Origin of the sequence: Methylopila turkensis (genome assembly GCF_027922325.1) — a bacterium.
GTDB lineage: Bacteria > Pseudomonadota > Alphaproteobacteria > Rhizobiales > Methylopilaceae > Methylopila > Methylopila turkensis.
In genome coordinates this window covers 621,952-647,913 of sequence record NZ_BSFL01000002.1, presented here as the reverse complement: position 1 = coordinate 647,913, position 25,962 = coordinate 621,952, and the positions used below count along the sequence as shown (strand labels likewise).

Genomic DNA, 25,962 nt, shown 5'->3' with positions numbered 1-25,962 from the left:
GCCCGGACCTCACCCGCCCTTGGTGACCGCCACCACCGCGAAGGCGGCGACGTTGAGGCCGATGGCGTAGGTCGTCAGCAGCTTGAACGGCTTCAGCCGCTCGGCGACCTTGTCGGCCGCGCCGGTGAAGGCGCCGGCGATCAGCAGCAGGTAGATCACCGGCAGCCAGTCGAGCGCGTAGCGCTGCACGTTGTGCTGCGAGAAGCCGTTCGAGTGGTAGAACAGCGTGATGCCGCCGATCACCGCGGCGACGGCGAGGCCGACCAGCAGCTTCGCGTCGGGGCGTGCGTAGAAGGCGTAGAGCACGAATGGGCTCGCGGCCAGGATCGACGTCCCCATCTGGTCCATCCGCACGATCTCGGTCATGTACTTGCCGCCGAACTCGATGTGGAAGCCCTGCAGGAACATGTGGGCGACGTTGAAGACGAAGTAGTCCTTCGCGAACAGCCCGATGTCGATGATCCGCCAAGTGATGAAGTTGCGGTCGCTCTCGGCGGGGTAGGCGGCGATGTACTTGTAGCCCGTCTCCATCGGCGCGCCGAAGCGCAGCCAGTTGTAGAGGCAGTAGGCGGCGATGGCGGCGAGGATGGGCGCGCCGATCTTGAGCGCGTCGGCGATGGTCTCGCGGTCGAAGGCGATCAGCGGCTCGCCCTTGGGACGCGACAGCGCGAAGATGAAGGGCGCCACGAACAGCGCCATCTGGCGCGACAGGAAGGCGAGGCCGATCAGCAGGCCTGCGAGCCAGAGCCGGCGGTCGAGCGCCGCGAGCAGCGCGAGGCTCACCAGCGGCAGCGCCACCGCCTGGGCGAAGAACCACACCGCGTCGCCGCGCAGCGCCACATAGATCGCGGGCGTTCCGAACACGAAGGCGAGCGTGGTCCAAAGCCGCGCTTCGCGGTCTGCGCCGAGGCGGGCGGCGATCGTCCACCACGTCCAGCCGGTGACCGCGAGCAGGACGCCGGAGATGATCAGGAAGCCGGAGGCGTTCGGGCCGAACAGCGCCACGACCGGCAGCGCGAAGAAGGCCGGGACCGGCGGGAAGATCACATAGATCTTCTCCATGAACACCGCGCAGTCGCTGTCGAAGCAGGCCGTGCTCCAGAACCGGCCGTGGAGCCAGGCGTCGGCCAGCAGCGCGTAGCTGTTGCCGCCGCCGTTCTCTCGAAGCGCGCGGTAGGCGAGGGCGGCGAGCAGGGCGCCCGCCAGCGCGAAGGCGATCGCGGTCACGACGGTCCAGCGGTCGAACCGGAACGAGCGGCGCGTGTCGCCTGCGGCGTGGGTCGCGGTCATCGGTCGGCGCTCCGGTCAGGCCTTGCGGCGGTCGGCCCGCATGATGACAGCAAGGCTTTGGCGAAACGCTAACGCCGCCCGCAGGCCGGAAGGCCGGAAGATGACAAGCCCGGGAGACGTCGCCGCCGCGCTTTCGCCGCCTGGGGAGGTCATGCGATACCGGGGGCTCATGCGCGCGACGAGGTTCCACGCGACCGATGATGCGGACCGCCATCCTTGTTCTCCTCGCGGGGCTCGCGTTCCCGGAGGTCCGGGCCGAGACGCCCCAGGCTCCGGAGCCGGCCCCGGCCGCCGGTCCCGCGACGCCCGCCGTCGCGTCCCCGGCTCCGCAGGAGACGGTCGCGGCTCCCAAGCCTCCCGAGGCCCAGGGCGACGAGGCCAAGGGCGACGAGGCCACGATCCGCGGCCTGATCCGCGTCGCCGCCGCCGAGAACGGCGTGCCGGCTGAGATCGCCGAGGCGGTCGCGGAGGTCGAGAGCGGCTTCAACCCGCGGGCCGTGGGCGGCGTCGGCGAGATCGGGCTGATGCAGGTGCTGCCGTCGACCGCGCGCATGCTCGGCTTCCGCGCGCCCCTGGACGAGCTGTTCGATCCCGCGACCAACGTCCGCTACGGCGTGCGCTACCTCGGCGAGGCTTGGCGCATGACCGGCGAGGACATCTGCGGCACGGTCATGAAGTACCGCGCCGGCCACGGCGAGACCCGCTTCTCCCACCGTTCGGTCGCCTACTGCGTGCGGGTGCGGGCGATCCTCGCGGCGCGTGGCTACAAGGTCGCCGGCGCCGTGCCGGTCGCGACCTTCGGGGCGCCGGCCGGCGTCTCGACGGCGCCGGGCGTCCGTCGGCTGGCCAACGGGCGGGTGCGGATGCGGTTCAACTGGCGCGGCGTGGACGCCCGACGCAAGGCGCTCGACCGTGCCGGGGCCGGTTCGCTCACGATCATGCGTTAAGCAGGCCTGGCGAAACCGCCGGGAAAAAATCCCGCGAAGGCATCTTCGCGCTGGACGCCGGAAGCGTCAGGCCTCATGTGGAGCGTGGGGCTCGCGAGAAACAGAACGCGACGTCGCCGCGGGCGTCGCGAGACGCCGCGAGGCGCCGATCGCGCGGGAACGTCATGGACGCTGCGCCATCCGGCGAACGTAAGGCTCGAAAAGAGGTCCTGCTCCTGGCGCTCGGCTTCGGGGCGCTCGCGGTGGTCGGGGCCTCCTCGGTCTGGCTCGCCAATCGCAACGCGGCGTTCAACCGCCAGGTCGCGACGACGCTCGAGTACCGATCCGACATCCGCCGCGTGTTCGACGTGGCCCAGGACGCGGAGTCCGGCCAGCGCGGGTTCCTGCTCGCGCGTTTGGACGCCTATCTCGCCCCCTACAATGAGGCGATCGCGCAGCGCGCCGCGCGCGTCGCGGATCTGCTGGCCCACGCGACGGCGGAAGGCGGGCAGGACGAGGCCCGCCAGCTCGTGCGGCTGCTGGACGAGAAGCTGACCGAACTCGCGCGGACGCTCGAATACGCGCGCTCGGGCCGGTGGGACGAGGCGGTCGAACTGGTGCGGACCGGCGAAGGCCGCGAGAGGATGGTCCGCCTGCGCGACCAGGCCGACCGCATGGTAGCGGTCGAGACCGAGCGTTTCCAGAACAGCCTCGCGCAGGCCGAACGGACGGCCAATCTCCAGCTCGCCGTGGTGACGCTCGGGCTGCTGCTCGCGGCCGGGCTCGCCTTCGCGGCCCAGCTCGTCGTCCGCCGCCAGGCCCGCGCGATCGAAGCGGCGCACGGCGAACTCGCGCAGGCGAACGCCGGCCTCGAAGCCGCGGTCCAGGAACGCACTTCCGACCTCGTCGCGGCGAACGCCGAGATCCAGCGCTTCGCCTACATCGTGAGCCACGATCTGCGCGCGCCGCTCGTCAACGTGATGGGCTTCACCTCCGAACTCGACGCCGCGCGCAAGACGCTGAAGGAGCAGATGGACGTGCTGGCGCGCCACGCGCCCGACCAGATCTCGGAAGACGCCCGGCTCGCGGTCGACGAGGACCTGCCCGAGGCGATCGGCTTCATCCGCGCCTCGACGGCCAAGATGGATCGTCTGATCAACGCCATCCTGAAGCTGTCGCGCGAAGGCCGGCGCGTCATCACGCCCGAGACCATCCGCGTCGACCAGATGGTTGAGGCGATCGCGCAGACCTTGCGCCAGCAGACGGAAGCCGCCGACGCCGAGATCGTCGTGGCGGGGGATCTGCCGACGCTGGTCACGGACCGGCTTTCGTTCGAGCAGATCATGCAGAATCTGATCGAGAACGCGGTAAAGTATCTCGACAGGTCGCGCCCGGGCCGCATTGTCGTGCGAGGCCGTTACGCCGGCCATCGCGCGGAGTTCGACATCGAGGACAACGGGCGCGGTATCGATCCGCGCGATCATGAGCGGGTGTTCGAGCTGTTCCGCCGCGCCGGCGCCCAGGACCAGCCGGGTGAGGGTCTCGGCCTCGCCTTCGTGCGCGCGGCCGTGCGCAGGCTCGGCGGCGTCATCACGCTGACCTCGGAGCCCGGAAAAGGCTCGACGTTCCATCTGAGCTTCCCGGCCGTCTACAAGGCGCCGCAAACGGAGACGTACGCCGCATGACCGCCAACCAGCGCCCCGTCGTGATCGTCATGATCGAGGACGACGAGGGGCATGCCCGCCTTATCGAGAAGAACGTCCGCCGCGCCGGCGTGAACAACGAGATCCGCCACTTCGCCGACGGCACCTCCGCGCTTCGCTTCCTGCAGTCGGAGGACACGGCGGCGCACGGGCCGATCCTGATCCTGCTCGACCTCAACCTGCCCGACATGACCGGGATCGACATCCTCGGCGTGATCAAGACGCATGAGCGCCTGAAGCGCGCGCCCGTGGTCGTGCTGACGACGACCGACGACAAGGTCGAGATCCAGCGCTGCTACGATCTCGGCTGCAACGTCTACATCACCAAGCCGGTGGACTACGACACCTTCGCCACCGCGATCCGCCAGCTCGGCCTGTTCCTGTCGGTCATGCAGGTGCCCGACGCATGAGCTCGGCGGCCGCGCCCCCGGGAGCCCCGCGCAGCGTCCTCTATGTCGACGACGACGAGGCCCTGCGCCGCCTCGTCGCCAAGGACTTGACGCGGGCGGGCTACGAGGTGACGGCGGTCGCTTCATGCGCCCAGGCGCTCGCGCTGCTCGGCGAACGCTCCTTCGACACGGTCGCGCTGGATCATTACCTCGCGGGCGAGACGGGGCTCGACCTTCTGCCCGCGATCAGCGCGCTGCCGGAGGCGCCTCCGGTGATCTACGTCACCGGATCGGACGAGGGGCGCATCGCGATCGCGGCCCTGAAGGCGGGCGCGATCGACTACGTGGTCAAGGACGTGGCCGGCGAGTTCATGGCGCTGCTGCGCGCCGCCGTCGCCCAGGCGATCCAGCATGTGGAGACGCGCCGGCTCAAGGAGGCCGCGGAGCGCGCCGTGATCGAGGCCCGCGACCGCGCCGAAGCGCTGCTGCGCGAAGTGAACCACCGCGTCGGGAACAGCCTGCAGCTGGTGTCCGCCTTCGTGCATCTGCAGTCCGGCGCGGTGCCCGACGGGCCGGCGCGCGACATGATGCGCGAGACCGAGGCGCGGATCCTCGCCATCGCGCAGATCCATCGGCGGCTCTACACCTCGGATGACGTCCGCTCCGTGGACATGGAAGAGTATCTGCGCGGTCTCGCGGAAGAGCTCGAAAGCTCGCTGAAGACCGCCGACCGCCCGCACCGCATCGAGGTCAGCGTGGAGCGCGTGAAAGTCGCGACCGACCGGGCGGTCTCGATCGGCGTCATCGTGACGGAGCTCGTCACCAACGCGTTCAAGTACGCCTATCCGATCGGCGTCGAGGGCGCGGTGCGCGTCCGGCTCGGCCGGAACGGGGCGCTGCTGTCGCTGGTGGTCGAGGACGACGGCGTCGGCTCCGCCGACGATGTGGCGCCGCGCGGCACCGGGCTCGGCAAGAAGATCATCCGGACCATGGCGGCCAGCATCCAGTCCCAGATGGAGCGCGATCCGCAGCACAAGGGCACGCGGGTCGTGTTCGCCTTCCCGGACTGAGCGCCGCTCAGGCCAGCGCCGCGGCCAGGAAGGCCTCGATGGCGTCGAGCGCGGGCGCGGCGTTCGGGTCCGGCAGCGCCACGTGCACATGCGCCGATCCCGGCCAGACATGCAGTTCGGCGCCGGCGCCCGCCGCCGTCCAGCGCGCGGCCATGAACAGCGTGTCGTCGACCAGGGGGTCGCGCCCGCCGACCGTGAACACCGCCGGCGGCAGCCCGGCGAGGTCGGCGTAGAGCGGCGACACGTCCGGCGCGCCGGGGTCCTCGCCGCCCTGAAGATACATCGCCGTGAACATCCGCAGATCGCGGACGCCAAGCACCAGGCGCTCGGCGCCGCGGCGCGCGCTGGGCGTCAGGCCGAGGTCGAAGCAGCCCGCGGTGAGGTTCGCCGCCGCGAAGGGCGTCAGCCCGTGGCGGTCCCGCAGCCGCGCCATGGTGACGACGGCGAGATGGGCGCCGGCCGATTCGCCGCCGATCAGCAACGGAATGGCCCCGAACCGTCCGGCGGCTTCCCGCGCGAGCCACAGCGCCGCGGCTTCGCAGTCGTCGGGCGCGGCGGGATAGGGATGTTCCGGGGCGAGGCGGTACTCGACCGAGACGCAGGCGAGGCCGAGGTTCGAGGCCAGGCGCTCGAGCCTCGGATCGTCCTGGTCCGCCGAGCCGAAGGTCCAGCCGCCGCCATGGATGTGGAGATAGGCTCCGCGGGGACGCTCCGGCGCGATCATGCGCAGGGCGAGCGGGCCGCCGGGACCCTCGATCTCGACGACCTCGGCTCGCTGGCTCTTAGGCTCGCCGATGAAGGGCGTCAGCCCCTGCCGGCGCCGGTCGCGCACTGCCGCCGGGCCGATCGACCACGCGTCCGCCGAGCGCGCCGCCTCCGCGATCAGCCGCGCGTTCAGCGCGTCGGTCTCCGCAGGCGCGGCGTTCGGCGCGAAGCGGGCGGGATCGATGATCAACGGACGTGACATGGCGGCCTTGGCGGAGATTCGTCGCTTCCCCGCAGCAAGCGCGGAGCGGGGGCTTCGCCGCAAGCCCGAACCGCGCCATGTTGGCCGCATGTCGAAGCGATCGTCCCAGTCCGATCCCGTAGCGGCCGGTCCGGCGCCGCATCAGGTCATGCGCCGCCTCGTCGTCGCCACGCGCGGGCCGGGCCTCACGGACGTCACCCGCGAGGTCGCCGAGGCGCTGCGCGACGGCGCGGCCGGCGACGGGCTCCTGACGCTGTTCGTGCGGCACACATCGGCCTCGCTGACCATCCAGGAGAACGCGAGCCCGGAGGTGCGGCTCGACCTCGTCGACGCCCTCGACCGCCTCGCGCCGCGCGAAGGGGGCTGGCGGCACGATCTCGAAGGGCCGGACGACATGCCGGCCCATGTGAAGGCGGTCCTGACGGGCGCGTCTCTGTCGGTCCCCGTTCTCGGCGGCCGGCCCGCGCTCGGTCAGTGGCAGGCGCTCTATCTGATCGAGCATCGCGACCGCCCGCACGACCGGGAGATCGTGATTCACTTCATCGGAACCCGCGACGATGGCCTCCGATAGGGCTTTGGCTAAGCCTTTCGGTGCAACGCGACAAAGGTGCGGAGCCCGGATAATTGCGATTGGGTGAAAAATTTAGGTTCTGGCTGCGTAAAGTGTTGAACATTGCGCGGAGAGGCGTTCTAACGCATCGACTTTGGTATCGACGGGGCGCTAAGACGTTTACATGACGACAGCCGAATCCTCGTTCCGCCTCCTCATCGCAGACGATCACCCGCTGTTCCGCACCGCTCTCAAAGAGGCGGTGAAGGGCGAGGCGGCGGAGATCGTCGAAGCCGGTTCGTTCGACGACGCGTCGAAGACGCTTGAGGGCGATTCGTTCGACCTCGTGCTTCTCGATCTCACCATGCCCGGCGTCAGCGGCTTTTCCGGGCTGATGTACCTGCGCGCGCAGTACCCGGCGACGCCGGTGGTCGTGGTCTCGGCCAACGAGGACCCGACCACGATCCGCCGCTGCATGGACTTCGGCGCTTCAGGCTTCATCCCCAAGACGCTCGACGTCGAGAAGATGCGCGACGCCGTGCGCGCTGTGCTCGCCGGCGACACCTGGACGCCGCCGGAGCTTGATCTCTCCAGCGCCGGCGACGACGCCTCCGCGAAGCTCGTGTCCCGCCTCGGCTCGCTGACGCCGCAGCAGGTGCGCGTGCTGATGATGCTGAGCCAGGGCCTGCTCAACAAGCAGATCGCCTACGAGCTCGGCGTGTCGGAGGCGACCGTCAAGGCGCATGTCTCCGCGATTCTCGCCAAGCTCGGGGTCGAGAGCCGCACGCAGGCGGTGATCGCGGCCTCGAAGATCGAGGCGGGCCAGTGGCCGGAGCGCGTCACGGGCTGAGCGGCAGACTAGGCCTGATCTGAGCGGCGGCGATCGACTGCGGGCTCCAGGTTCGCCCGCGCCGCAGCCAGAACCGCTTCTGCCGGCGACGGGCCTCCACGGAACGTTCGAGGCCGAGACCCCGGTAGATCGCGTCGACACTGCGCAACGGCGCGGGCGCGAACGTCTCGTACAGCACCTCCACGCGTCGTTCGGGCGCGACCAGCGGCCAGTCCGCGTCGAGCTTCGCCGTGACGCGCGCATGAAATCGGGTGGCGGCCTCGCGGTCGAGCGGCGGCGCCCGGCCCTGAAGCGAGAACGCCTCGTTCGCGACGTCCGTCATACGCTGGAACGACGGCACGACCTCGGCCGGGTCCCGATCGATGCGCACGAACAGCGCGCTGGGGTAGAGCGCGAGCAGGTCGGGAATGCGCGTCGAGTTCGACGGGTTCTTCAGCAGGATGCAGCGGCCCGGATATTTCACCACCATCAGGCGCATGAAGTGCTCGTGCGCCGCGCGCCAGCGCTCGCGGGCGTCGGGTGCGCCGTCGAAGAACAGCGCCTCCGCAAGGATCGCGTCGCGCCTCTTCGGGAAGTAGGCCGCGGCGAAGCTCGAAGGCGCACCGAGATGGCAGAGCGCGGCCTCCTCCTCCTGCGGGCTGCGCGGGGTCACGGCGACGTTGTCGACCACGCGCGTCGCGGGCATCAGCGGGGCGATCGCGCCGGTGAGGCGCTGCTTGGCCTTGCGGAGATACGGCGCGTCCGTCGGGCACAGCACGTCGATGAGCGTCGGGGCGGCGAAGCGCCGGTCGGCCGCGAGCATCTCATGCAACAGGGTGGTGCCGCTGCGCCAGAAGCCGACGATCAGGACCGGCGGCAGCGCGAGGCTCCAATCGTTGGGCACGGCGGCGGCCGCCGCCTGCGCTTTTTCGATCCAGGGCCGCCGCAGCCGCTCCGTGAGGGCGGCGAAGAGCAGGGGGCCGAGATGCGACAGCCGGAAGCGGTCGTCGTTCTGAAGCGTCCAGCGGACGATCCTCAGGTCGGCCGCGGCCAGCGGGTGGATCGCGATCCGGCGCGGCGGAGGCGCCCGGCCGCGGGCTACTCCGCCGCCGCGCGCCGCGCCAGAAGCTGCGCCAGCAGCGCCCGGAGCGCCGCCGGGCGGAGCGGCTTCGGCAAGACCTGAATGTCCTTCTCGGCCGCCAGATTCCGCAACCCCGGCGAGCGATCCGCCGTGATGAGCACGGCCGGTATCGGCGTCCCCAGCTTCCATCGCAGGTTCACGATCGCCTCGAGGCCGTCGGCCTCGTCGAGGTGATAGTCCGCAAGCAGGACGTCGGGGGTCAATTTATGCTTGTGGACTACGCGTTCTCCCTCACGCTGGCTGGCGGCGGTGAGCGCGGTGCAGCCCCAGCCCGTCAGCAGCGTCGACATCCCCTCCAGAATGGAGGGCTCGTTGTCGATCGCCAGCACGACGAGGCCCGACAGCGGCGAACTGTTCGCCGCGGCGGGACCCTCGACGGCCCGCGCGGGCGGCGCCGCCACGGTCGTCGGGATCTCGACGGAGAACACCGAGCCCATGCCCGGCTGGGACCGCAGCGTCAGCGGGTGGTCGAGCACGCGCGCGATGCGCTCCACGATCGAAAGGCCGAGGCCGAGACCCGGCGCCACCTTCGCCCCCTGCTCGAGCCGCTTGAACTCACGAAACACGAGCTGCTGCTGGCCCGAGGCGATGCCGAGGCCGGTGTCCCACACCTCGACGCGGATGCGCCCCTTCAACCTGCGGACGCCGACGATGACGCGGCCGCGCGGCGTGTACTTGATGGCGTTCGAGATCAGGTTCTGCAGCAGCCGGCGCAGCAGCTTGCGGTCCGAACGGACGGTGAGGCTGGTCCCGATGACGCTGAGTTTCAGCCCCTTCTCGGCGGCGACCGGCGCGAACTCGCGGCCGAGCTGCGCGGTGATGTCGTCGAGCCGGAACGCCGAGAGCTCCGGCCGCATCGCGCCGGTGTCGAGCCGGGAGATGTCGAGCAGCGCCGACAGGATCTCCTCGACCGCGTCGAGCGAAGCCTCGACGTTGCGCGCGAGCCGTCCTTCCTCCCGATCGGGTCCGATCCGCTCCATGAGGCTGGTCGAGAACAGCCGCGCGGCGTTCAGCGGCTGCAGAATGTCGTGGCTCGCGGCGGCCAGGAAGCGCGTCTTCGAGATGTTGGCCTCGTCCGCCACGGTCTTGGCGCGGGCGAGCTCCTGGTTCAGGCGCGTCAGCTCGCGGGTCCGCTCGCGCACGCGCCGCTCGAGGTTCTCGTTCGCGACCTCCAGCGCCTGCTGCGCGGCGACCGTCTCGGTGATGTCGGTGTAGGTCGTCACCACGCCGCTGTCCGGCATGCGGGCGGAGCGGATTTCGATCACCCGGCCCGAGGGCTGCAGGCGGGTGCGCATGGTCTCGAGCCGCACGACGAAGCGCTGGATGCGGTCGGCGACGAACTCCTCGGCGTGCACCGGCCCGTACAGCCCGCGCGCGGCGTTGAAGCGGAAGATGTCGTCGAGCCCGACGCCGAGGTAGATCATCTCCTCCGGCAGGTCGAACAGCTCGCGGAACTCGCGGTTCCAGGCGACGAGCTTCATGTCCCTGTCGATCGCGGTGATGCCCTGGCGCGCGTGGTCGAGCGCCGTCTGCAGCACGTCGCGGTTCGACTGAAGCGCGGCGGAGGCGTCGTCGAGCAGCTGGAGCGCGTCGCGGGTAGTGACGTTCCGGCGGCTCAGCAGCATCGACAGCACCATCCGGGACGAGGCGGCGCCGATCGCGGACGCGAGCAGGTGCTCGGCGAAGCGCAGCGTCTGCACGTCGACCTCGCCGTCCTCGGCCACGGCGCCGCCACGGCCGGCCTCGTAGCCGAGGAAGGCGCGCTCCGCCCGCTCGGCGCCGATGTAGCGCGCGACGGCGTGCTTCACGTCCGCGGTGGTGACGCGGGCGCGCCAGGGGCGGAACGGCGCGGCCGACACGCCGGCCTCCTGCGGCGCGCCGTCATTGGCGAAGCTCTCGGCCTGCTGGCGCTCGATCGCGCTCGGCCCGCGGCTCAGCGAAGCGAGCACGAAGGCGGTCGCGTTGAGAGCGAGGCTCCAGAACACGCCGTTCGCGAACGGATCGTCGAACCCGAAGCCGAACAGGGTCTGAGGCGCCAGCCAGGCGACGCCGAACGGGCCTTCGGCGGTCAGCCGCGCCGCGAAGGCGAGGTTCGGGACCACCAGGGTCCAAGCCCACACCGCAAGTCCGGCGAGCAGGCCGGCGACCGCACCGCGGGCGGTCGCGCGCCGCCACATCAGGCCGCCGAAGAACGCCGGCGCGAGCTGGGCCGCGGCGGCGAGCGCGATCAGCCCGAGCTTGGCAAGCTCCGCCCCGCCGGCGAGCCGGTGGGCCGCATAGGCCAGCAGCAGGATGGCGACGATCGCGACCCGACGAATGATGAGCAGCCGGCGGACCATGTCGCCGCGCCGCGCGGAGCCGCCGCCGCGTAGCAGGGCGGGGACGGCGAGGTCGTTCGACGCCATGATCGCGAGCGCGACCGTCTCGACCACCACCATGGCGGTGGCGGCCGAAAGCCCGCCGACGAAGGCGATCGCCGCGATCGCGGGCGCGTCGACGGCAAGCGGCAGCGCCAGGACGTAGAGGTCCGGCGGCGGCGATCCGGGCGCCTGCGCGAAGACGACGAGGCCGCCAAGCGCCACCGGCGCGACGAACAGCGCCATCGCCAGCAGGTAGACGGGGAACAGCCAGGCGGCCTTGCGCGCCTCGGACGGATCGCGCGCCTCCACGACCGTGACGTGGAACTGCCGCGGCAGCAGCAGCGCGGCGCAGAACGACACCACCAGCATGGCGACGAAGGGGGCCGCGGCGGGCGCCTGCTCGAACGGCGCCGAGACGCCGGCGGCCCGCGCCTTGGCGAACAGGTCGGCCGGCCCGTCGAACGCGCCCCACAGCACGAAGCCGCCGACGATGACGAAGGCCGCGAGCTTGACGACGGATTCGGTGGCGACGGCGAGCATCAGCCCGTCATGGCGTTCGGTCGCGTCCACCTGGCGCGTGCCGAACAGGGCGGCGAACAAGGCGAGCCCGAGGGCCGCCGCGAGCGCGGGATCGAACGACTGGAAGGCCTGCGGGCCGAGCGCGACGCCGAGCGCCGCGGTGATCGCCTTGAGCTGCAGCGCGATGTAGGGCAGCGCGCCGAGGATGGCCGCCAGCGCGACCAGCCCGGCCACCGGCTGGCTCTTGCCGTAGCGCGCGCCGATGAAGTCGGCGACCGAAGTGATGTTCTGCGCCTTCGCGACGCGGATCACCCGCGCGACCAGTGGATGGAACAGGCCGATCGCAAGCGCGGGCCCGATCGCGAGCGCGAGATAGGCGTAGCCGGTGGAGGCGGCGTAGCCGACCGCGCCGAAGAACGCCCAGGCCGTGCAGTAGACCCCGAGGCCGAGCGCGTAGGAGCAGCGCCTGAGCCGGCCGGAGAGCCAGGCGGGCTTGCGCGCGTCGCCATAGAAGGCCACCGCAAACAGGACGGCGAAATAAAGCGCGGCGGCGCCGACGACCCAGGACTGCACGTAACGGCTCCTCACGCGCGGGCGTCGCGCCGCCGACCGGGGAGGGGGCTGCTTGCCTTGCGCTTCAATCCTTCGTTAACGTCGGGCGGCTCGGCTGACAATTTGTCCGTTGGTTCGGCCGGCCATGCATTACGGGGCGTCACATGTCGATGATTCAGGAATTCAAAGAATTCGCGATGAAGGGCAACGTCGTCGACCTCGCGGTCGGCGTCATCATCGGAGCGGCGTTCGGCAAGATCGTGGAAAGCCTGGTGGGCGACGTGTTCATGCCGATCATCGGCGCGGTCGTCGGCGGGCTCGACTTCTCGAACTATTTCGTCGGCCTGTCGTCGGCCGTGAACGCCCCATCGCTCGCCGAGGCCAAGAAGCAGGGCGCGGTGCTGGCCTACGGCAACTTCCTGACCATCGCCATCAACTTCCTGATCATCGCCTTCATCCTGTTCCTCGTGATCAAGGCCGTGAACCGGCTGAAGAGGAAGGAAGAAGCGAAGCCGGCCCAAGCGGCGGAAGTGCCGCAGGACGTGAAGCTGCTCGGCGAGATCCGCGACCTTCTGGCCGGCTCCCAGGCCCGCCTCTGAGGCTGGGCTTCAGTGCAGCGCCCGTCGCGCCGGCGCGGCGGGCGGCTCTTCGGCCAGCCGGTCGAGATCGGGGTCCTCGCAGACGCCGCGGGCCTCCTCGAGATGCTTGGCGCGCTCCGACGGCGTGATGACGCCGTCGCGCCGAAGCCAGTCGAGCACGTCGGTCTGTTCCTCGAGGGTCCTTGCGGGGTTCGGCCGGGCGAAGGCCCGCAGCGCGGCGACTCGGCGGGCATCGACCGCCGCCACGATCGCCGGCGCCTGCCGGTCGGCGATCAGCCGTAGCCACGGATAGGGCGCGGCGTATCGGGTGCGCGCCACGACGCTCGCAAGCGCGACGCCGCCGAGCAGGATCAGGCCGAGCGGCCCGAAATCCGCGATCGCGCGCGGCAGGCCCGGGCCGCCGACATAATGGTCGGCCGGAACGCCGGCGGTGACGATCGTGGCGAGGGTGGAGACGATCGCGAATGTCCACAGCATCACGCCGGCGGCCAGCACGAAATCGAGGCCCGTGTCGTAGTCGTCCTCGGCGGCGGGCTCGGGCAGGTCGGCGTAGGCGAGCGCGATCTCGCGGCCGCCTTCGAACAGGTGGTTTCCCCGCCACCTGAGCCGGTCCGGGCCGAGCGTCACCGTCACGCTCTCGAAGGCGCGACGCTGGCGGAAGCTCTGGTCCGGCGCAGGCGCAGGCTCGGCGCCGATCAGCCGCGCGCGCTCCGCCTCCGCTTCGGCCGCGGGGATGGCTTCGGCCCGCGTCAGGCGTTCCAGCCTGCGCAGGCGCTCCCGGACCGTCTGGGGCGCGTCGTCCTCCTCGGCGGCGAGGAGGGACCCTGCGCGCCGGCTTTCGATCTCCGCCAGCAGCGTCGCGCGCTGCGGATCGTCGAGCACCGTGATCACACGCTCGCCGGCGAAGATGCGGGTCACCTCGCCGCCGCGCCACCGCCGGGTGAGCAGCGCCCCCGCGAGCAGCACGAGCGCCCCGGCCGCGTGGACGGCGAGCGTGATCGGCTGCGGCCCGTCCCGCCAGGCGGCGAAGATGGCGAGCGCGGCCGGGACCAGGATCACCCAGCGCAGGGCGCCGTCGGGGAGGATCAACCGCTCGTGGCTGGACGGCGCGCCGATCTCCGGCCACGGGACCTTCACGCGACGGGCGTGCTCCCGCTTCTGCTCGAGCGTGTGCTCGAGGGCGTCGGGACGGAAGCGGAAGCTCGTGCGGAACGCGCCGCGCTTCTGGGTGAACTCGGTTGACGGCGCCATCCGTCGCTGGCCTCGGCTGATGCGAAGGCCTCACCCAAGCGCCCCGCCCCTTAACGCGGCGCTTCCGGCCGCCGGGATTCTCGCGGCACGGTGAGCGCCCCGTGAACGCGGTGACGCGATTTTCGCGCGGTTGGCCCGATTGCGGGACGGATGGCGATGCCGGCCCCCGGCGCCGCGCGCACAAGGGTGAGCGCGGGCCGGTTTGCGTTTTCGCGGTTCAGTCCTACATTGGATCGGGACTGGCGTAGAACCGAGTTCAGGAGCCATCGCCGTGACGGGTTTTGAAGTGTCCGCCTTCGTTGGAGTGGTGCTGGTCGCGATGGCTTTCGCATGGTCAGCCGCGATCGCTCCTCGTCCCCAGCCCGTGCGCGTCAAGGCGAAGGGCCAGCGCCGCCGTTGAGCGGCGCAAGGGCGCAGGACGCCCGCGAGCGCTGCAACGAAGCCGCGCCCGAAACGTTTGCTTCCTGACATCCGAACCCGGAGAGCAGGCGGCATGAAAAATCCTTGGATGAGCATGTGGCTGAGCGGCGCCAACGCGTTCGCGAGCGCCGCCCGCGGCCTGACCGCCGCCGAGATGCGGCGCACGCAGTCGGCCATGTTCGAGGAGGCGACGCGCCAGAGCGTCGCGTTCTGGACCGGCGCGGCCTTTGGCGCGAAGCCGGCTCCGGCGAAGCGGCGGGCGCGAACCCGGAAGGCGTGAGGCTGACCGCGCTCCCAGCGCCTCAGTACTTCCAGAAAATCTCCTGCAGGGCCTTCGGGTCATCCGTCGTGGTGAGCGCGAGCGCCGTCAGGATCCGCGCCTTCTGCGGGCTCTGGTCGCCAGCGGCGACCCAGTCCTGCTCGTCGTCCTTCTCCTCGCCGTTGCGGATCACCATGCCGCCGCCGGTGCGGGTGGCGCGGACCACAAGCGCCTTCTTGCGGACCTCGGCGAGCGGGGCCTCCATGTAATCCGCCACGCTGCCGTTGCCGGTGCCGGCGTAGATCAGCGCCTTGCCGCCGAGATCGGCGATCGCCGTCAGGGCCTTCGGGTCCATGGTCACGTGGGCGTAGAACACGTCGACCTTCGGCAGGCTGTCGATCCGGTCGATGTCGAACTCGGTCGCCGTGGTGTGCGGGCGGGCCGGCAGGCGATAGAAGTACGGCTTGCTCTCCACCACCACGCCAAGCGGGCCGTAGAGCGAGCGGAACGCCTCCACCTTGAGCGCATGGCCCTTGGTGACGTCGCGCGCGGAGTGGATTTCGTCGTTCAGCGCCACCAGCACGCCCTTGCCCTTCGCCTCGGGGCTCGCGGCCACCACGGTCGCGTTGTAGAGGTTGAGCGGACCGTCGGCCGACAGCGCGGTTCCCGGCCGCATCGCGCCGACGATCACCACGGGCTTTTCGGTCTTCAGCGTCAGATTGAGGAAGTAGGACGTCTCCTCGATCGTGTCGGTGCCGTGCGTGATCATCACGGCGTCCACGTCCGGCTGCTTGACGAGCTCCGAGACCCGCTTGGCGAGCTTCAGCAGCCGTTCGTCGTTGAAGCTTTCGGAGCCGATCTGGAAAATCTGCTCGCCGCGGACGTCCGCGACCTGGCTCATTTCCGGCACGGCGGCGATGATCTTGTCGACCGCGACCTTGGCGCTGTCGTAGTCGCCGGTGTTGACGCTCGACGCGCCCGCGCCGGCGATCGTGCCACCGGTGCCGATCACCACGATGCGCGGCTTCGCCGCCGCCTGCGCCTGCGGAGCCGGCGCGCCGGCGTCCTGCGCGACGGCGGGAGCGGCGAGGGCGACGCCCAGAAGCGCGGCGGCGAGCCGCGGGGCGGCGAAACGGACGATTGTCGCGGACATGAACCTCGGCCCCCTGCTGCGGCCGCGGCGCGGCCTTCAGTCCTTGGGTTTAGGCCGCGAGCGGCTCAAGGCGAGAGGCGCGGCGCCCGATCCCGCGCCATGGCTGCGAAACGGGCGAAGCGTCAATGCGCCTCGTCCCAGTTCGTCGCGGCGCGGGCGTCGACCTTGAGCGGCACGCTGAGTTGGAGCGCCGGCAGCGGCGCCTGCTCCATCACGCGGGCGACCACCGGCAGCGTCGCCTCGATCTCCTCGTCCGGGGCCTCGAACACCAGTTCGTCATGCACCTGCAGCAGCATCTTGGCGCTCAGGCCGGCGTCCGACAGCGCGGCCTCCATGCGCGCCATGGCGCGGCGGATGATGTCGGCGGCCGAGCCCTGGATCGGCGCGTTGATCGCCGCGCGCTCGTAGTTCGCGCGCTCGGCCGGGTTCTTGGCGTTGATCAGGGGGTAATGGCACTTCCGGCCGAAAATGGTGGTGACGTAGCCGTCCTCGCGCGCCGCCGCCTTGGTCGCTTCCATATAGTCGCGGATGCCGGGGAAGCGCTCGAAATAGGTCTTGATGTAGAGGCCGGCCTCCTCGCGGCCGATCGAAAGCTGGTTGGCGAGACCGAAGGCGGAGATGCCGTAGATGATGCCGAAGTTGATCGCCTTCGCCCGCCGCCGCACGTCCGAGGGCATGCCCTCGACCGGCACGCCGAACATCTCGGAGGCCGTCATCGCGTGGATGTCGAGCCCGTCGGCGAAGGCCTGCCGCAGCTGCGGGATGTCGGCCATGTGGGCCAGCACGCGCAGCTCGATCTGGCTGTAGTCGGCGGAGATCAGCTTCCGCCCCTCCTCCGCCACGAAGGCGCGGCGGATCTTGCGCCCCTCTTCGGTTCGGATCGGGATGTTCTGGATGTTGGGCTCGGTCGAGGACAGCCGGCCGGTCGTGGTCGCGGCGAGCTGGAAGTTGGTGTGCACCCGCCGAGTGTCCGGGTGCAGGTAGGTCGGCAGCGCGTCGGCGTAGGTGGACTTCAGCTTCGAGAGCTGGCGCCAGTCGAGGATCAGCCGCGGCAGGTCGTGGCCGGCGGCCGCGAGCTCCTCCAGCACGTTGGCCGCCGTGCCCCAGGCGCCGGTCTTGGTCTTCTTCGCGCCGGGCAGGCCCATCTTGCCGAACAGAATGTCGCCGAGCTGCTTCGGGCTCCCAAGGTTGAACGGCTCGCCGGCGCGGGCGTGAATCTCCGCCTCGAGCGCGCCCATGCGCTGTGCGAGCTCGCCCGACAGCCGCGACAGCATCGCCCGGTCGATTGCGATCCCCCGCCGCTCCATCACCGAGAGCGTGGCCGGCATCGGCCGCTCCAGCGTCTCGTAGACGGTCGTCATGCGCTCGGCGATCAGCCGCTGCTTGAACAGCCGCCACAGCCGCAGCGCCACGTCCGCGCGCTCGGCGGCGAAAGGCGCGACCCTGTCGACCGGCGCCTGCTCCAGCGGCAGCCGGGCGCGGCCGGTTCCCGTCACCTCGTCGGGCGTGATCATCGCGTGGCCGAGATGGCGGCGGGCGAGTTCGTCCAGGCCCTGGCCGCCGAGGCCGCTGTCCAGAACATACGACATCAGCAGCACGTCGTCGTAAGGAGCGACGCCCCGGCCGCGTTCCGCAAGCAGCGTCAGGCCGAACTTCACGCCGTGGCCGATCTTGAGGATCGAATCGTCCTCGAGCACGTCGCTCAGCAGCGTCAGGGCGTCCGCCTCCGGGATCTGGCCCTCAACCGGCCCGGCTCCGCCCTCGCTCAGCAGGTCGCCTCCGGCCGCGACATGGCCGAGCGGAACATAGGCCGCGAGCCCCGGCGCGACCGCGAGCGACACGCCGACGAGCTCCGCGCGCATCGGGTCGATCGACGAGGCTTCGAGGCCGATTGCGACATGCCCCTGCTCGCGGATGGCCGCGATCCATTCGGCGAGACGCTCCGCGTCGCGCACCACGTCGTAGCCGCCGCGGTCGACGGCTATGGCCGCCGCCTCCGCCCGAAGCCTCTCGGCGAGCGCCTGCGGCGTCGCGCCGTCGGCCGTCGCGGCGGCCCGCTCGATACGGTCGATCTCGCCGGCCCGGCTTGCGGGCGAATCCGGTTCGGCGTCGAGCGCCGCCCCGTCGGCCTCCGCGGAGGGGGAGGGCGCCGGCCGCCGGGTCGACATCATCTCCGCGTCCGGCGTGACGGCCGCGATGTCGACGCCGGTCGCCTCCGCCACGCGGCGGGTCAGCGTGTTGAACTCCATCGCCTTCAGGAAGGCGACCAGCCGGGTCGGATTGGGCTCGTCGACGCCGAGCGCCTCCAGCGGCACGTCGAGCGTCATGTGCCGGTCGAGCGTCACGAGGCGCTTCGAAATGCGCGCGAGCTCGGCGTTCGCGATCAGGTTCTCGCGGCGCTTGGGTTGCTTGATCTCATGCGCCCGCTCCAGCAGCGTCTCGAGATCGCCGTACTCCTCGAGCAGCTGCGCGGCGGTCTTCGCGCCGATGCCCGGCACGCCGGGCACGTTGTCGACCGAGTCGCCGGCGAGCGCCTGCAGGTCGATCATCTTCTCCGGGCCGACGCCGAATTTCTCGAACACCTCGTCCGGCCCGATGCGCTTGTCCTTGACCGGATCGAGCATGGTCACGCCGCCGCCGACGAGCTGGAACAGGTCCTTGTCCGAACCGACGATCGTGGTCTCCGCGCCGGCCTCAGAGGCGAGCCGCGCATAGGTCGCGATCAGATCGTCCGCCTCGTAGCCGGCCTGCTCCAGCGCGGGAATGGAGAAGGCGCGCGTGGCGTTCCGGATCAGCGGAAACTGCGGGATCAGATCCTCAGGCGGCTCGGAGCGGTTCGCCTTGTAGTCGGCGTAGACATCCTTACGGAACGTCGCCTCCGACTTGTCGAAGATCACCGCGAGGTGGGTGGGGTCGACCCAGCCGGCGTCGCGCAGCAGCTTCCACAGCATGTTGCAGAAGCCGGAGACCGCGCCGACCGGCAGGCCGTCGGACGGACGGGTCAGCGGCGGCAGCGCGTGGAACGCCCGGAAGATGTAAGACGAGCCGTCCACGAGGACGACATGGTCGCCTTTGGCGACGGGGCGGCTTGGCATGCGTTCGGCCTGATCCCGGAGGAGGGTGCGGCCGGGACTATAAGCGCCGCCGGCCCGAAGGGAACCCGACGGACGTTCCCCGAAGGTCGGCCCAATACGAAACAGGCCGGACCACGGGGGCGGTCCGGCCTGTTTCCGACGGTCCGCGCGAGGCGCGGAACCGTCACTTCGCGAGGGTGATCGCCTTGCCGCTCTCGGCGGTGAACTCCTTGTCGCCGGCCGTGTAGCCGTTCAGCGACAGGATGTAGGCCATGATCGGGTCGAGCTGCTCGTCCTTGAGCGACTTCGGCGCGGTCTGCGGCATGTTCTCGTAGATCCAGGTGCGGGCGTCGGTCGCGGAGCCGCCGCCGAAACGGGCCTTCCAGACATCGCCGAACAGCGCCGGACCGAGCGCGCCCTTGCCCTTAGCCGCATGGCAGGTGCGGCAGTGGGTGTTGTACTCGGACGTGCCCTTGTCGAGCTGCGCCTGGGTGAACGCCGGCTCGGCGGCCGAAGCCGAAGTGGCGAAGCCCGCGGCGCCGACAATCAGGCCTGCGAGAAGTCCGAAAGCCCTCATGGGTATCTCCTTTTCTTAGATACGCAGTTCACCCTTACGGTAGGGCGTTATTACCAATCGGAAGCCGTCCGGCGGTGAACTTTTTCTAGTTAAAAAGGAGCGGTGCGTCCTCTCGCCGCGGACGGATGAGGTTTGAAAACCTACTCCGCTGGCGCGAGTCGGCCTTGGTTCCTGTTCGGCCGGTCGATGCGGAATGCGCGTGGTCGCCGGAACAGGAACACCCCCCAGCCCGTGCGCATCACAAGCCATTCGAGGATAAGGGGGGCCACGATGCCTGCGAGGGTCACGAGCAGCGAGACCGTGCCGACGTCCGGAATGATCCCGAGCTTCAGCAGCACCGTGCGGGTGACCGCCATCGGCAGGAAGAAGGCGAGATAGACGACGATCGAGCGTTCGCCGGCGTAGCGCAGCGGCTCCGCGACGGTCGTTCCCGCGATCAGCGCCGCGACAGCGACCACCGCGACGGCGCCCGCCACGCCCAGAAGCAGGCCGACGCCGGGCAGCTCCGACACGCCGCCATAGACCGCCGCGCCGTTCATGAGCGCCCAGAGGACAAGGCCGGCCACGGCGAGACCGCGGCGCGAGCGCGCCTTTTCCGCCAGCGCGAAGATGTAGGGCGCGCCGTACCAGCCGAGCATCACATAGAACAGCCGCGCGCAGAACTCGTCCGGCACCATCCAGCCGGTCTGGACCGGCGCGATCTCCAAAACGGCGGCGAAGCCCAGCACGGCGGCCGGCGGCAGCTTCCGCACCAGTTTTGCGAACACGAAGAAGATCGGCAGCAGGTAGATGAACCAGAGCGTGCCGAACGGGTCGATCAGCGCGATGAGGAAGGCGTGGACGACCGCGCCGAACCCTTCCTCGAGCGCGAGGCCGGGCCATTTGAACGCGCCCTGGATCAGCAGCCACAGCACGTAGAAATAGGCGAAGTGCACGACCTTGCGGTCGAGATAGGTGCGCCAGTCGCGGTCGATCACCAGCGCGAGGAACAGGCCGGAGATCAGGAAGAAGTCCGGCATGCGGAACGGCTTTGCGAAGGCGACGGCGTGGTGCATCCAGCCGGTCTCGCCGACGGCCTTCTCGACGCCGAGCGTCGAGTGCATCATCACCACCATGACGATGCAGATGCCCTTGGCGACGTCGACCCAGTCGAGGCGGGGCTTCGCGGATGCTGCGGCTGCGGGCATGGGGCTCTCCCGGCGATCGGCCCGATCGTTGATTGATCGGGCCACTATGCCGCAAAAGCCGTGAGGAACCGTGAACGGCGACGGATCGAATCCGACACGCCGCAGTCAGGATTCGTTCACCATGACCCGCGCGGTCAGGCGCTGTCGGTCAGCCCCGCGCCGCTCAGCACCGCCTTGCGCACCAAATCCTGCAGCGTGGTGACGCGCAGTTTCTCCTTGAGGCTGGAGCAGGTGTTGGCGACCGTCTTGTAGCTGACGCCGAGACCGTCGGCGATCTGCGCGTAGGACTTGCCCTCGCCGAGCAGCGCCAGCGTCTGCAATTCCCGGGCGGTGAGGTCGCTCCGGTCACGGTTCGCGCGCGAGCCGAGCAGGGCGACCTGAACCGCCATGTCGTGGGCGATGTAGGGCTGGCTTCGCCGCACCTTCTCGATCGCCTCCAGGAAGGTCTTCGGTCCGGTGTCCTTGGCGAGGAAGCCGGTCGCGCCCGCCTTGAGCGCGCGGCTCGCGATCACCGGGTCGCCGTGCATCGAGAACACGAGGATCGGCGTCTGGTCGTCGCGCACCCGGAGCCGCTTGATCAGCGAAAGCCCCGCGAGCCCGGAGCCGCGGATGGCGAGGTCGACGATGATGAGGTCGGGCTTGGCGCGGCGGTAGAGCTGGAAGCCCGCGAGCACCGTGCCCGCCTCCAGCACGTTGTCGAAGCCGGCGTCGAACAGAACGCGGCGACAGCCCTCGAGCACGATCGGATGGTCGTCGATGATCAGCGCCGAGCTCATGGCCTGCGTCCTCCGCGCGGCGTCGCGCCGTCGAGCGGCGCCCTGACGGCGAGGGTCGCGCCGCCGCCGGGCGCGCCTTCGAGGCGGAAGCTCCCGCCGAGGGCCTGCAGCCGCTCGCCGAGTCCCATGAGCCCAAATCCCGGCGGGGTCTTCTCCGGCACGCCGTCGCCGTCGTCCTTCACGCGCAGCACGATCGCAGGGTCTCCTTGGTCGTCGTCGCCGATCGCGACGCTGACGTCGATGAGGGATCCGTCTCCGTGCCGGAGCGCGTTGGTGACGCCCTCCTGCACGCAGCGGTACACGGTCAGGTCGATCGCCTCGCCATAGCCGTCGGCGAGGCCGTCCGCCGTGAGAGTGAACGTCCGCTCGGGGTGATGCCGCTCGAAGTCGGCGATGAGCCCGGCGAGAACGTCGGCCAGCGGCGCCTCGCCGAGCGCCATCGGGCGCAGCCGGCGCAGCAGGCGGCGGTTGGCGTCGGACAGCCGTTCGGAGATTTCGATCATGGAGCGCACCCGGTCGCGCGCCGCCGGCGCCGTGACGTCGCGTTCGAGCGAGGCGAGGTTCGCGCGCAGGCCGAACAGGCAGGGGCCGAGTTCGTCGTGAAGCTCGTTGGCGATCTGGCGGCGCTCGTCGTCCTGCAGCGTAACCATCCGGCGTGAGAGCCGGGCGTTGGTGGCCCGCTCGGAGGCGAGGGCGTCGGCGAGCGCGTTGAAGCGCTCCGCCAGCGCCGCGAGTTCGAGGCTCGGCGGTGCGGGCAGGCGGCGGTCGAGCTTGCGGCGCTCCAGCTCGGACAGTCCTTCCGCCAGCGCGCCCAGCGGCGCGAGCACGCGGCCGAGCGCGGCCGCGAAGATCACGAGCGCGAGCGCGTTGAGGATTGCGAACAGGACCGCGAGCGAAACGAGGTCCTCCCAGACCTCGGCGACCTCGTCCGACGCCTCGCCATGGATCACGACGCGGCCCGCGGCCTGCCCGTTGATGACCACCGGGATCTCGCGGCGTTCCGGCGCGGAGGCGATCAGCCCCGCGAACCATTCGGGCGCCGCGTTCTCGCCCGGCGTGCGGCCCGGCTCTGGCTCGGGCGCGGCGACGACGGCGCCGGAAGCGTCGAGCACGGAGATCCGGACATGGCGCATGCCGGGCAGGCTGAGCTGCACGTCCTCGATCGAGCGGACCCGCCCGACGTCGCGCTGCAGCCGCAGCAGCGTCTCGCGCACGAACGGCTCGGCGAGCTCCAGCGAGGCGGCGATCTCGACGCGCGTCGCCTCGCGCGCGTTGAACACCGTCACCGCGACCGCGGCGAGGCAGCAGGCGACGTCGATCGCCGCGACGACGGCGAGAATCCGCAGCCGCAGCGACCGGGCCGGCCGGGGAGGAGCCGCCGGCGCGTCCTCGGCGGGCGTCGACGCCGCGGCCAAGGTGAGGTCGGTCACCGCTCGCCGCCGGGCTTGGCGGCGGGAAGCGGCGTGCGGCGGAGCGCGGCGAGGGTGTCCTCGCGCGACAATCCGGAGATGCGCGAGGTGACGTAGTGCTGGCAGGTCTCGCCGAAGCCGGCGCGCTCGCCATCCGCCTCGGTCGCGAGCGAGGCGAGCGACTCGATCACCACGCTCGGCGCTTCCCTAACGCCGTTCTCGGCCAGCATCTCCTGCACCTGCACGGCGCGGTTCGCGATCATGCGCGGGCCTTCGGTGAAGCGCGCGTCCGCCGTCGCGATCGAGGCGCGGATGCGCGCGACCTCCGGCGCGCGCTCGTCCAGGTCGCGGCCGGCCTCGCGGCTCGCGAGCCAGAGCGCGGGCGAGACCTTGTCCTTGAGCTCGAGCCAGCGCCGCTCCGTCAGCGGCGTCTCTTTGGTGAGCGTCGCGACGACGTCGTGCGGCGGCTCCGGCGGCGCAGGATCGTCGCAAGCCGCGAGACAGAAGAGCGCCGAAGATATCATCGCCGAAGCAATTCTCTTAATAAGCGAATATTGAGACATTGGGATTTTTGACTGTCGAGAAGGGTCCGAAAACACTCATAAACGTTGGTCTAATGGATAGCGAGAGGGCGCGCATCCCCGACGAAAGCCGGCGCCGCCGTCGCGGCGCCGCTTCAGCTCGGTTCCCTTAGAGAACTGAGCAAATTGAATTTTCTGGGGTTTTTCAGCTTGTGCGCCGCGGCGCCACGACGCGGAAGACGGCCTGGAAAATCTTCCCGGTCCATTTTTCTATTTTGGCCCGAGACAGTCGTCACGTCTTCGGAAAGAGTTGCGCCGCTGCAGAACGCAAGAAGCGCGTCAGGCGCCAACTAAAAATGACGGATCATTCGCCACGGTCATTCCGTCCAGCGTCGCAGCGCGCCGCGGGCGCCGGCCCTCAAAGAGGTCGGCGCCGCACCACAAGAACGGGAAACGCAAGGGGTTCCAGATGATCAACCTTCGAACGTCCGTTTCGGCGTTCACGCTTGCCGCCACCGCGGCGATGGGCGTGGCCGCGACGGGCCTCCCGGCATTCGCGAACGACAAGCTCGTCGAGCTGTCGAAGAGCGAAGCCAACTGGCCGATGACGGGCAAGAACTACAGCGCGCAGAACTATTCGACGTCGAAGCAGATCAACGTCGACAACGTCAAGGATCTGAAGCCGGCCTGGGCGTTCTCGACCGGCGTGCTGCATGGCCACGAGGGCACCCCGCTCGTGATCGGCGACCGCATGTATGTCCACACCCCGTTCCCGAACATCACGTTCGCGCTCGACCTCAAGGAGCCGGGCAAGATCGAGTGGATGGACAAGCCGAAGCAGGCTCCGACCGCCCGCGCGGTGGCGTGCTGCGACGTGGTGAACCGCGGTCTGGCCTACTGGCCGGGCGACGGCAAGACCCCGGCGCTCATCCTGAAGACCCAGCTCGACGGCCACATCGTGGCGCTGAACGCTGAGACGGGCGAGCTCGCCTGGAAGATGGAGAACTCCGACATCAAGGTCGGCTCCACCCTGACGATCGCTCCCTACGTGATCAAGGACTCGGTGCTGGTCGGCTCGTCCGGCGCGGAGCTCGGCGTGCGCGGCTACGTGACCGCCTATGACGTCAAGACCGGCGCCCAGAAGTGGCGCGCCTACGCCACCGGCCCGGACGAGGAGCTGCTGCTCGCGAAGGACTTCAATTCGGCGAACAAGCACTACGGTCAGTTCAACCTCGGCACGAACAAGACCTGGGAAGGCGACGCCTGGAAGATCGGCGGCGGCACCAACTGGGGCTGGTACGCCTACGATCCGGACACCAACCTGTTCTACTACGGCTCGGGCAATCCGGCGCCGTGGAACGAGACCATGCGTCCGGGCGACAACAAGTGGACGATGACCATCTGGGGTCGTGACATCGACACCGGCGAGGCCAAGTTCGGCTACCAGAAGACCCCGCACGACGAGTGGGACTACGCCGGCGTCAACGTGATGATGCTCTCGGAGCAGAAGGACAAGGAAGGCAAGCTGCGCAAGCTGCTGACCCACCCGGACCGCAACGGCATCGTCTACACGCTCGACCGCGAAGACGGCACGCTCATCTCGGCCGACAAGCTCGACGACACGGTCAACTGGGTGAAGCAGGTGGATCTGAAGACCGGCATCCCGGTCCGCGATCCCGAGTTCGCCACCCGCATGGATCACAAGGCGACCGAGATCTGCCCGTCGGCCATGGGCTACCACAACCAGGGCCACGACAGCTACGACCCCGAGAAGCAGCTGTTCTACATGGGCATCAACCACATCTGCATGGACTGGGAGCCCTTCATGCTCCCGTACCGCGCCGGTCAGTTCTTCGTCGGCGCGACCCTGTGGATGTACCCCGGCCCGAAGGGCGATCGCCAGAACTACGAGGGCCTTGGCCAGATCAAGGCTTACAACGCGATCTCCGGCAAGTACGCCTGGGAGAAGATGGAGCGCTTCGCGGTTTGGGGCGGCACGCTCGCGACCGCCGGCGACCTGGTGTTCTACGGAACGCTGGACGGCTTCCTGAAGGCCCGCAACTCGAAGACCGGCGACCTGCTCTGGAAGTACCGCCTGCCTTCGGGCGTGATCGGTCACCCGATGACCTACACGCATGACGGCACCCAGTACGTCGCCATCTACTACGGCGTCGGCGGCTGGGCGGGCGTCGGCCTCGTCTTCGACCTGACCGATCCGACGGCCGGTCTCGGCGCGGTGGGCGCGTTCAAGAACCTGCAGCACTACACCCAGATGGGCGGCGGCGTTCAGGTGTTCTCGCTCAACGGCAAGAACCCCTACGACGATCCGAACGTCGGCGAGTGGGTCGGCAAGGCGAACTGATCGCCGGATCCCCGATCCCGAGACGATGACGATCCCGCCGGCGGCGACGCCGTCGGCGGGGTCTCTTCCCGGACGATG

22 protein-coding genes are annotated in these 25,962 nt (G+C 70.0%); 10 read left to right on the top strand and 12 right to left on the bottom strand.

All coding sequences use genetic code 11. From position 1 onward, the window contains the following. Positions 1-9: 9 nt before the first annotated feature. Positions 10-1,290, bottom strand: coding sequence for a hypothetical protein (locus PKE78_RS09785; protein WP_271200685.1), 1,281 nt, complete (start codon positions 1,288-1,290; stop codon positions 10-12). Positions 1,291-1,490: 200 nt separating this feature from the next. Here PKE78_RS09785 and PKE78_RS09780 point away from each other — a divergent pair, with 200 nt between their 5' ends. The 4 genes from PKE78_RS09780 to PKE78_RS09765 all read left to right on the top strand — a co-directional run bounded on the left by PKE78_RS09780 (position 1,491) and on the right by PKE78_RS09765 (position 5,378). After that, the gene (locus PKE78_RS09780) at positions 1,491-2,237 is read left to right on the top strand and encodes a lytic transglycosylase domain-containing protein (RefSeq protein ID WP_271200684.1); all 747 of its coding nucleotides are present in this window, start codon (positions 1,491-1,493) and stop codon (positions 2,235-2,237) included. A gap of 164 nt (positions 2,238-2,401) precedes the next feature. After that, positions 2,402-3,901 carry a sensor histidine kinase gene (locus PKE78_RS09775; RefSeq protein WP_271200683.1) on the top strand — a complete coding sequence of 500 codons (1,500 nt, stop codon included), beginning with the start codon at positions 2,402-2,404 and terminating at the stop codon, positions 3,899-3,901. Further along, positions 3,898-4,329, top strand: coding sequence for a response regulator (locus PKE78_RS09770; RefSeq protein ID WP_271200682.1), 432 nt, complete (start codon positions 3,898-3,900; stop codon positions 4,327-4,329). The genes PKE78_RS09775 and PKE78_RS09770 overlap by 4 nt, the downstream gene beginning before the upstream one ends. Then, a complete protein-coding gene (locus tag PKE78_RS09765; RefSeq protein WP_271200681.1) occupies positions 4,326-5,378 on the top strand; it encodes a sensor histidine kinase in 1,053 nt (350 codons plus the stop codon). Before PKE78_RS09770 ends, PKE78_RS09765 begins: the two co-directional genes overlap by 4 nt. Before the next feature lie 7 nt (positions 5,379-5,385). Here the strand turns inward: PKE78_RS09765 and PKE78_RS09760 are convergent, their stop codons facing one another. Beyond that, the gene (locus PKE78_RS09760; RefSeq protein ID WP_271200680.1) at positions 5,386-6,345 is read right to left on the bottom strand and encodes an alpha/beta hydrolase; all 960 of its coding nucleotides are present in this window, start codon (positions 6,343-6,345) and stop codon (positions 5,386-5,388) included. Positions 6,346-6,433: 88 nt separating this feature from the next. Between PKE78_RS09760 and PKE78_RS09755 the strand changes: the two genes are divergently transcribed. Together PKE78_RS09755 and PKE78_RS09750 are read left to right on the top strand one after the other, a co-directional pair. After that, a complete protein-coding gene (locus tag PKE78_RS09755; RefSeq protein WP_428981250.1) occupies positions 6,434-6,916 on the top strand; it encodes a secondary thiamine-phosphate synthase enzyme YjbQ in 483 nt (160 codons plus the stop codon). A gap of 163 nt (positions 6,917-7,079) precedes the next feature. Beyond that, on the top strand, positions 7,080-7,745 hold the full coding sequence (locus tag PKE78_RS09750; RefSeq protein WP_271200679.1) for a response regulator transcription factor: 666 nt from the start codon (positions 7,080-7,082) through the stop codon (positions 7,743-7,745). On the opposite strand, the gene PKE78_RS09745 is transcribed toward PKE78_RS09750, so the two are convergent. Together PKE78_RS09745 and PKE78_RS09740 are read right to left on the bottom strand one after the other, a co-directional pair. Continuing rightward, on the bottom strand, positions 7,735-8,628 hold the full coding sequence (locus PKE78_RS09745; protein WP_271200678.1) for a sulfotransferase family protein: 894 nt from the start codon (positions 8,626-8,628) through the stop codon (positions 7,735-7,737). The two genes, PKE78_RS09750 and PKE78_RS09745, sit on opposite strands and share 11 nt — an antisense overlap. A gap of 194 nt (positions 8,629-8,822) precedes the next feature. Continuing rightward, entirely contained in the window at positions 8,823-12,317 is a 3,495-nt protein-coding gene (locus PKE78_RS09740; protein WP_271200677.1) for a hybrid sensor histidine kinase/response regulator, read from the bottom strand. Between the two features lie 149 nt (positions 12,318-12,466). On the opposite strand from PKE78_RS09740, the gene mscL reads away from it, so the two are divergent. Next, positions 12,467-12,895: a large conductance mechanosensitive channel protein MscL gene (mscL, locus tag PKE78_RS09735; protein WP_271200968.1), complete on the top strand. Its 429-nt coding sequence runs from the start codon at positions 12,467-12,469 to the stop codon at positions 12,893-12,895. A 9-nt stretch (positions 12,896-12,904) separates the two neighbouring features. Here mscL and PKE78_RS09730 read toward each other — a convergent pair whose 3' ends face one another. Next, positions 12,905-14,146 carry a hypothetical protein gene (locus PKE78_RS09730; RefSeq protein WP_271200676.1) on the bottom strand — a complete coding sequence of 414 codons (1,242 nt, stop codon included), beginning with the start codon at positions 14,144-14,146 and terminating at the stop codon, positions 12,905-12,907. A gap of 271 nt (positions 14,147-14,417) precedes the next feature. On the opposite strand from PKE78_RS09730, the gene PKE78_RS09725 reads away from it, so the two are divergent. Together PKE78_RS09725 and PKE78_RS09720 are read left to right on the top strand one after the other, a co-directional pair. Then, a complete protein-coding gene (locus tag PKE78_RS09725) occupies positions 14,418-14,546 on the top strand; it encodes a hypothetical protein (protein ID WP_271200675.1) in 129 nt (42 codons plus the stop codon). 93 nt (positions 14,547-14,639) lie between these two features. After that, positions 14,640-14,846: a hypothetical protein gene (locus PKE78_RS09720; RefSeq protein WP_271200674.1), complete on the top strand. Its 207-nt coding sequence runs from the start codon at positions 14,640-14,642 to the stop codon at positions 14,844-14,846. A 22-nt stretch (positions 14,847-14,868) separates the two neighbouring features. Here the strand turns inward: PKE78_RS09720 and PKE78_RS09715 are convergent, their stop codons facing one another. The 7 genes from PKE78_RS09715 to PKE78_RS09685 form a co-directional block, all read right to left on the bottom strand. Continuing rightward, positions 14,869-15,978, bottom strand: coding sequence for an asparaginase (locus tag PKE78_RS09715; protein WP_271200673.1), 1,110 nt, complete (start codon positions 15,976-15,978; stop codon positions 14,869-14,871). A 122-nt stretch (positions 15,979-16,100) separates the two neighbouring features. Continuing rightward, positions 16,101-19,073 (bottom strand): DNA polymerase I, encoded by a 2,973-nt coding sequence (gene polA / locus PKE78_RS09710; RefSeq protein ID WP_271200672.1) that lies wholly within the window; start codon positions 19,071-19,073, stop codon positions 16,101-16,103. Between the two features lie 163 nt (positions 19,074-19,236). After that, on the bottom strand, positions 19,237-19,629 hold the full coding sequence (locus tag PKE78_RS09705; protein WP_271200671.1) for a c-type cytochrome: 393 nt from the start codon (positions 19,627-19,629) through the stop codon (positions 19,237-19,239). A 140-nt stretch (positions 19,630-19,769) separates the two neighbouring features. Further along, complete coding sequence (locus PKE78_RS09700) at positions 19,770-20,816, bottom strand: acyltransferase family protein (protein WP_271200670.1); 1,047 nt, start codon at positions 20,814-20,816, stop codon at positions 19,770-19,772. Positions 20,817-20,950: 134 nt separating this feature from the next. Beyond that, the gene (locus PKE78_RS09695) at positions 20,951-21,592 is read right to left on the bottom strand and encodes a response regulator transcription factor (protein WP_271200669.1); all 642 of its coding nucleotides are present in this window, start codon (positions 21,590-21,592) and stop codon (positions 20,951-20,953) included. Then, the gene (locus PKE78_RS09690) at positions 21,589-23,022 is read right to left on the bottom strand and encodes a histidine kinase (RefSeq protein WP_271200668.1); all 1,434 of its coding nucleotides are present in this window, start codon (positions 23,020-23,022) and stop codon (positions 21,589-21,591) included. The genes PKE78_RS09695 and PKE78_RS09690 overlap by 4 nt, the downstream gene beginning before the upstream one ends. Continuing rightward, positions 23,019-23,525, bottom strand: a complete 507-nt coding sequence (locus tag PKE78_RS09685; RefSeq protein WP_271200667.1) for a hypothetical protein — start codon at positions 23,523-23,525, stop codon at positions 23,019-23,021. The genes PKE78_RS09690 and PKE78_RS09685 overlap by 4 nt, the downstream gene beginning before the upstream one ends. A gap of 466 nt (positions 23,526-23,991) precedes the next feature. Here PKE78_RS09685 and PKE78_RS09680 point away from each other — a divergent pair, with 466 nt between their 5' ends. Beyond that, positions 23,992-25,884 (top strand): methanol/ethanol family PQQ-dependent dehydrogenase, encoded by a 1,893-nt coding sequence (locus tag PKE78_RS09680; protein ID WP_428981249.1) that lies wholly within the window; start codon positions 23,992-23,994, stop codon positions 25,882-25,884. Positions 25,885-25,962 lie beyond the last annotated feature (78 nt).